Source organism: Streptomyces sp. NPDC048442, from assembly GCF_040651475.1.
GTDB lineage: Bacteria > Actinomycetota > Actinomycetes > Streptomycetales > Streptomycetaceae > Streptomyces.
In genome coordinates this window covers 59,465-67,635 of record NZ_JBEZKB010000020.1, presented here as the reverse complement: position 1 = coordinate 67,635, position 8,171 = coordinate 59,465, and the positions used below count along the sequence as shown (strand labels likewise).

The window sequence follows — 8,171 nt, the reverse complement described above, 5'->3', positions numbered from 1 at the left end:
CCGCACATGTCTCCCACCCTCGATTCCACCGGGGTCCAGGTGGCGCTCAGCCGGGACCAGGAACGGACCTGGTTCGTCGACCAGATGAGCGCTCACCCCTCCGACTACCTCATCCCGCTCCGGCTGCACCTCGCCGGCGCACTCGACCGCGAAGCCCTGCACCGGGCCCTGAACGCCCTGGCGACCCGTCACGAAGTCCTGCGGACCGGCGTCGTCTCCCACGACGAGACCCCCGTCGGCCTGGTCCGCCCGCCCGAAGCGTTCCGGCTGCGCGAGACCGAGGCCGCCGACGCCGAGGCCCTCGACGCCGCACTCGCCCGGGAGGCCGCCGAACCCGTCGACCTCGCGGCCGGCATCCCGCTGCGCGCCCTGCTGATCCGGCACGGCGAACAGGAGCACACCCTCGCCCTGACGGTGCACCACGTCGCCGCCGACGACTGGTCCTGCGCGGTGCTCTACGACGAACTGGCCGCCGACTACGCCGCGTTCACCGCCGGCCTGCCCTCTCCCGTCCCCGAGCCCGCCGAGCCGTACCGCACCGCGGCGGCCCGGCTGGACGCCGCCGCCACCGAGACCGAGACCGCACTGGCAGGACTGCGGCACTGGAAGGACGCCCTGGCCGACCTGACCCCCTTCGAGGTGCCCGGCGACCGCCCCCGGCCGGCCGTGCGCGCCGGACGGGGCGAGGGCCGTACGGCCTTTGTGCTGCCGCCGGACGCCGCCGCCCCGCTCACCGCGCTCGCCCGGTCCGCCGGAGCCACCCCTGCGATGCTGCTGACCGCCGCCGTCCAGGCGGTCCTGTACCGCTGGACCGGCCGGCCCGACGTCACCACCGGCACCACCTACGCCCGCCGGGACGACCCTGCCACCGAACGGCTCGTCGGCGTCCTGATCAACATGCTGCCCCTGCGCGGCCGGCCGGAGCCAGGACTGACGTTCCGCCAGTACGTCGAGCAGCTGCGGGAAGTGTCCCTGGACGCCTTCGACCACGCCGACGTTCCCTTCGACCGGCTGGTCGAGGAACTGGCCCCCGAACGCGACCCGTCCCGCACCCCCCTCTTCCAGGTCCTGGTCAACTTCCGCAGCGGCCGCCGCCGCGCCCCGCAGCTGCCGGGCCTGACCGTGACCGAACTGCCGATGCCCTACGCCGGCGCCAAGTACGACCTCTGCGTCAGCTTCGAGGACCAGCGGGCCGGCCTGTGGTGCGGCGTGAACTGGGACACCGACCTGTACGACGCCACCACCGTCGACCGGCTGACCGGTTGGCTGGAGAACCTGCTGCTCCACGTCGCCGAGCACCCCGACAGCCGCCTGGACGACATCCCGCTGCTGTCCCCCGCGGAGGAAGGGGGCCTGCGCGCCCAGCTCCTGCGGCCGGCCGTCGACACCCCGCGAGCGCCCCTGCACGAACTCGTCGCCCGTCAGGCGGCCGCCACCCCCACGGCCGTCGCCCTGGCCGACGCCGACGGCACCACCACCACGTACGCGGAGCTGGAGGCGGCGGCCAACGCGACCGCCCACCGACTGATCGCGCACGGCGTCGGCCCGGACGTGCCGGTGGGCCTCCTGATCGACCGGTCGGTCCCGATGGTCGTCGGGCTGCTCGGCATCCTCAAGGCGGGCGGAGCCTACCTGCCCATCGAGACCACCACCCCCGCCTCCCGGATCACCACCCTCCTCACCGACGCCCGCGCCGGTGTCTGCCTGACCGCCCCCGAACACGCCGACCTCGTCACCGGGGCGGGCGCCCTGCCCCTCACGGTCGACCCGCTGGCGCAGGCGGAGCCCCCCACCGTGAGCGTCCACCCCGACCACCTCTGCGCGGTGTACTACACCTCCGGCTCCACCGGCCGGCCCAAGGGCGTGGCCTGCACCCACGGCGGCTGGGCCAACCGCATGGCCTGGATGCAGCGCCGGCACCACCTGCGGGCGGGCGAGACGGTCCTGCACAAGACGACCCTGCCCTTCGACGACGCGGCCGTGGAGATCCTCTGGCCGCTCATCACCGGAGGCACCGTCGCGCTGCTGCCGCCCGGCCTGCACCGTGACCCGCGGGCCCTCGTCGACGCCGTGATCCGCCACCGTGCCGTCCACGTGCAGTTCGTACCCAGCGTCCTGGACCTGTTCCTGGAGGAACTGACCGCCGACGACATCACCGCCCTGCGCCGCTCCCTGCGCAGCGTCCTGTCCAGCGGCGAGGCCCTGCGCCCCGCCCTGGTACGCCGGTTCCGCGAGGCGTTCGGCGACGCGGTCAGCCTGGACAACACCTGGGGCGCCACCGAGGTGTCCATCGACTCCACCTTCCACACCTGCGGCCCCCACGACACCGAGGGCACCGGCGCGGTCAGCCTCGGCCGGCCCATGGACAACAACGAGGTCCTGGTCCTGGACCACCGCCTCGCCCCCCTGCCGCCCGGCGTCCCCGGCGAGCTGTGCATCGCCGGAACCGGCCTGGCCCGCGGCTACCTGGGCGACCCGGCGAAGACCGCCGCCGCCTTCGTACCGCACCCCTACCGGCCGGGCGAACGCCTCTACCGCACCGGCGACCGCGGCCGGATGCGCCCCGACGGCACCTTCGCGTACCTGGAGCGCATGGACCGGCAGGTGAAGGTGCGCGGCGTGCGCGTCGAGCTGGGGGAGATCGAGGCCGTGCTCCGCGAGTACCCCGCCGTGACCGACGCCGCGGTCGTCACCCGCTGCGGCCCCTGCGGCGACCTGCGGCTGGCCGCCTACGTCGCGCTCTCCGACGAAACCGCCACCGCCCGTGACGTACGCGCACACCTGTCCTCCCGGCTGGCCGGGTACGCGGTGCCCGCGACCGTCACCGTCCTGCCCGCCCTGCCCCGCTCGGCCAGCGGCAAGCTCAGCCCCGCGAACCTGCCCGAACCCGACCCGGGCGACCACCAGGAGAGCGAACACCTCGCCCCGCGCGACGGGACCGAGCAGGCCGTCGCCGACATCTGGGCCGACGTGCTGGGCCTGCCCCGCATCGGCGTCCTGGACGACTTCTTCTCCTTCGGCGGGCACTCCCTGCTCGCCACCCGTGCCGTCAACCGGATGCGGCGGTCGTTCAGCATCCACCTGCCGCTCAGCGTGATCTTCGAACACCCGACCGTGGCGGCCACGGCGGCACACCTGCACGACCTGATCCTCGCCGAGATAGAGAACCTGTCCGACGACGAGGTGCAGCACCTCCTCGCGGACCCCGCCCACGCCACCAGCCCCGCGGAAAGCGAACGAGGTACGACACGATGAAGGCTCCCCTGCTGTACGAGGCGTTCCTCGACCACGCCGCGCGCACCCCCGACGCGCCGGCCCTCCTGTGGTCCGGCGGCGCCCTGACCTACTCCGCCCTGGAACGCCGCTCGGCCGCGCTGGCCCACCGGCTGACCGCCGCGGGCGTCGGCCGACAGACGGCGCCCACCGGGACGGGCCCCGTGAAAAACCTGGTCGGCATCAGTGTCGGCCGCGGCCCCGACCTGGCCGTCGCCGTGCTCGCCGTCATGCGGGCGGGCGGGGCCTGGGTCCCGCTCGACCCGGCCTACCCGCAGGACCGGCTGGAGTACATGCTGCGCGACTCCGGCGCCACCCTCGTGATCGCCGACGAGGCCTCGGCCCGGCGCCTGCCGGACGGCGTCCGCGTCCTCGCCCCCGAAACCCCGGCCGATTCCGGCTCCTTCGGGTCCTCTGGTTCCTCTAATTCCTCTGTTTCCTTTGGGAGTACGGGCAACCAGGCCGCCCCCGGAACGGCGGTCGGCGAACCCGGCCTGCCCGCGCCCGGTCCCACCGATCTGGCGTACGTCATCTACACCTCCGGCTCCACCGGCCGGCCCAAGGGCGTCCTCGTCGAACACGGCTCCGTCGCCGCCACCGTGTACGGCATGCGCACCGAGTGGGGCGTCACCGCCGGCGACCGCGTCCTGCAGTTCGCCCCGTCCAGCTTCGACGCCTCGGTCTGCGAGACGGGTATCGCACTGACCGCCGGCGCCGCCCTGGTCCTGGCCGACCCCGACAGCATCGTGCCAGGACCCGGCCTGCTGGAACTGATGGCCCGCTTCGAGGTGAGCGTCGCCGTCCTGCCCCCCTCCGTCGTCGCCGCCCTGCCCGACGCCGAACTCCCCGCCCTGCGCACCCTGGCCTGCGCGGGGGAGGCCCTGCCCGCCGAGGTCGCGGCCCGCTGGGGACGCGGCCGCCGCATGATCAACGCCTACGGCCCCACCGAGACCTCCATCTGCGCCACCACCGGGGACGTGACAGGACCCGGATCACCCGACATCGGGCGCCCCCTGCCCGGGGTGCGGATCGACCTGCTGGACGAGGACGGGCTGCCCGTCGCCCCCGGAGCCATCGGCGAACTCGTCGTCTCCGGCGCCGGAGTGACGCGCGGCTACCACGGCCGGCCCGCCCTGACCGCCGAGAAGTTCGTCCCCACCGACGGCGGCCGCGCCTACCGCACCGGCGACCTGGCCCGCCTGCTGCCCGACGGCCGCTACGCCTACGCGGGCCGCGCCGACCACCAGGTCAAGATCCGCGGCTTCAGGGTCGAACCCGGCGAGGTCGCGGAAGCACTGCGCTCGCACCCCGCCGTCACCGACGCCGTCGTCGTGGCACGGGGAGACGTCCTGGTCGGCTACGCCTCCACCCCCGACACGGCGGTGGTCCCCGAAGACCTGCGCACCTGGTGCGCACGCACCCTGCCCGCCCACATGGTCCCCTACACCGTGGTCGTCCTGCCCGCCCTGCCCCTGACCCCCAGCGGCAAGGTGGACCGGGAAGCGCTGCCCGCGCCCCACCAGGCCCGCGCGGGCCACGGCGAGGCCCCGGCCACCCCGAGCGAGAAGGCCGTCGCCGCCCTGATGACCGAACTGCTCGGCGGCACCGACGCCGGGGCCACCGACAACTTCTTCGACCTCGGCGGCCACTCCCTGCTGGTGGGGCGCCTCGCGGCCCGTATCCGCACCGACCTCGGCGTCGAGATCCCGCTCTCCGAACTCTTCCGCAGGACCACGCCCCGGCAGATCGCCGAGCTCGTCGACGCCACCGCGGCGGCCGACGGCGAGGCCGGCACCACCGCCGCGGGCGGGGCCGACGGCACCGCCCCGGTGCCGCCCCCGCTGCGGCACGCCGACCGCAGCAGGCCCCTGCCGCTGTCCTTCCCCCAGGAACGCATCTGGTTCCTCGAACAGCTCTCGCCCCGCAACCCCGCCTACCGCGTACAGGCCTCCCTGCGCCTGCGCGGCCCGCTGGACCTGCCCGCGCTGCGCACCGCCCTCACCGAACTCGTCCGCCGCCACGAGATCTTCCGCACCGCGTTCCGTGAGGTCGACGGCGTCCCCGCCCAGTGCCCCGTCGAGATGGACGCCCTCCACATCGACGTACCACTGGTGGACCTCAGCGCACTGCCAGAGGCCGAACGGGAGGGCGCCTGGCGGGAGTTGGTCACCCGGGAGAAGGCCCGCCCCTTCGAACTCGACACGCCGCCGCTGGTGCGCTGGGTCGTGGTACGGGACGCTCCCGACGCCCACCGACTGCTGCACCTGGAGCACCATCTGGTGCACGACGGCTGGTCGTTCGCCGTGTTCGTCGACGAACTCACCCGCCTGTACGCCGTGTTCGCCGAGGGAGCCCCCGCGCTGCCCGAACCGCGGTTCCAGTTCGCCGACCTCGCGGCCTGGCAGCGGTCCTGGCTCAGCGGCCCCGTCGCGGAGCGCTACACCGACCACTGGACCGGCGTACTCGCCGGCGCCCCCGCGGCACTCGAACTGCCCACCGACCACCCCCGCCCGCCCGAGTTCACCTTCCGCGGCGACATGGTGAAGCTCAACCTCGACCCCGACGAGTACGCCCTGCTGCGCACCCGGGCCAAGGAAGCCGGCGTCACCCTCTACTCGCTCATGCTGACCGGATTCACCGCCCTGCTCTCGCGCTACACGGCCCAGGACGACTTCGTCGTCGGGGTGGGCGTGGCCAACCGCAGGCTGACCGAGGCCGAGCGGCTGATCGGGATGATCGTCAACACGGTGCCGCTGCGCGTCCGGCTCGACGACGACCCCTCCTTCCGCGGGCTGCTGGAGCAGGTCCACGCCACCGCCGTCGAGGGGTACGCCTGGCAGGACGTACCGCTGCAACAGCTCGTCAAGGCGGCCGCCCCGGTCCGCGACCTGTCGCGCAACCCACTGTTCTCCGCCCTGTTCAGCTTCCACGACTCCGCCGTCCCCGACCTCGACTTCGCCGGTCTCACGGGTGAGGTGAACGTCGAGCACAACGGCTCGTCGAAGGCCGACCTGAACATCGTCGTCATCCCGCGCGCCGAGCAGCGCGCGGGCATGCGTCCCAGCAGCGAGGACGACAGCCTGACCATCCTGTGGGAGTACGCGGCCGACCTCTTCGACGCGGACACCATGCACCGCATGGTGCAGGCCTACCGCACCCTGCTGCGGGCCGCGCTCGAATCGCCCGACGTGCCGGTCTCCCGGCTTCCGCTCACCGAGGCGGACCCCGCCCCGGCCGTGGAGGCGCGACCCGAAGGACCCGGCGTCCTGGAACGGGTGGAAGGACACATCACCGGGAGCCCCACCGCCGTGGCCCTGAGCACGGCGGCGGGAGAGGTCACCTACCGCGCCCTCGGCACCCGGGCGGACACGATCGCGGACCTCCTGCTCCGGCACGGGGCCGGTCCCGGCCGGCCGGTCGCGGTGCGGCTGCCGGCGGGCACCGACCTGGTCGCCGCACTGGTGGCCGCAGCCCGCACGGGAGCCCCCGCACGCGTCCTCGCCCCCGGGGCCGCACCGGCCGAAGGCGACGTACTCCTCACCGAGGACCTCCTCACCGAGGACTTCCTCACCGACCACCTCCTCCACCCGGCCGGGCACCAGGCACCTCCGGAGCACAGCACGCTGCATGAGGACGGCGTGCCGCTTGAGGACGGCGTGCTGCTCGCGGACGGCGCGCTGCTTGCCGACGGCGCGCTGCTTGCGGACGGCGTGCCGCTTGCGGACGGCGTGCCGCTTGAGGACGGCGTGCAGGGCCACAAGACGCTGCCGGAGTACGGAGTTCCGGGTCTGCCGGAGTACGGGGCCCCGGATCTGCCGGGGCACGGAACGCCGCAGCGGCACGAGGCCGCGGGCCTCCCGGAGCCGTCCCGCGCCCGGCGTCCCGCCGACGGCGACGTCCTGGCCCTGACGGACCGGGCCCAGATCACGCACGGCGCCCTCGACACCGCCCTCGAAGCCCTCGACGCGCTCGGGCTCACCGCCGCCCGCGTACCCCAACTCGGCGTCCCGGACGGCCAGTTCTTCCCTCTTGAGGTCTGGACCACCCTGGCCCGCGGCGGCACCCTCGTCCTGCCGCCGACCGCGCCGGACTCGCCCGCAGCTCTGGCCGCACTGCTCACCGCACGTCAGGAGCCGTTCTCCACGGTCCTGCTGGCCGACACGACCGCCAACACCCTGCTGGCCCACCACCGTCCGGCCGTCGCCCACGGCGCCGAAGCCCTCCTCGTCCTCGGCCCCGACACCGACCCGGCCGCCCTGCGCGAACCGGCCGGCGCCTGCCGCCTCGCCCTCGGGTTCGGCACCCCGGACCTGCCCCTGGCGCTGTGCCGCCCGCACCGGCCCGCACCGGAACACAGCGAGGTCCTCGCCCGCGTCGGCGCCCCCGCACCCGGCGTCACCGCCACCGTCCTGGACGGCCGCGGCGAACCCCTCCCGGCCGGCGTCCCCGGCGAACTGCACCTCGCCCGGACCGGCTCGCGCCCCCTGAGCCCCACCGGGCAACGGGCCCGATGGAACGCCGCGGGCGGCTTCGAGATCCTGGGCGCGGCCGGCACCTGGCCGACCGTCTCGGGCTTCCGGGTCGCCCCGTACGAGACCCGGGCCCGGCTGACCACCCACCGCCGGATCGCGGAGGCGGCCGTGCACACCGTCGACGGCGCACTCCACGCCTACCTCGTGCCGCGCACCGGCGCCACCGTCCCCGACGAAGGCGAACTCGTCGACTTCCTCGCCGAGTCACTGCCCGACTACCAGATTCCCGCCCACTTCGTCACGGTCCGCGCACTGCCCTCGGCCCCGGACCGGAACCCGGTTCCGGGACTGGTCGCCCCCGTGTGACCGCCCCACCGCGCCACCTCCCCCTCCCCTTCATCCCCTCCATCCCCTCCATCCCGAGGA

At 74.5% G+C, this 8,171-nt stretch carries 2 protein-coding genes; both read left to right on the top strand.

Annotated features, from left to right (window positions below; translation table 11 throughout):
* Positions 1-6: 6 nt before the first annotated feature.
* Complete coding sequence (locus tag AB0D18_RS27055; protein WP_362423724.1) at positions 7-3,255, top strand: amino acid adenylation domain-containing protein; 3,249 nt, start codon at positions 7-9, stop codon at positions 3,253-3,255.
* The gene (locus AB0D18_RS27050; protein WP_362423722.1) at positions 3,252-8,111 is read left to right on the top strand and encodes an amino acid adenylation domain-containing protein; all 4,860 of its coding nucleotides are present in this window, start codon (positions 3,252-3,254) and stop codon (positions 8,109-8,111) included. The genes AB0D18_RS27055 and AB0D18_RS27050 overlap by 4 nt, the downstream gene beginning before the upstream one ends.
* The last annotated feature ends 60 nt before the right edge of the window (positions 8,112-8,171 follow it).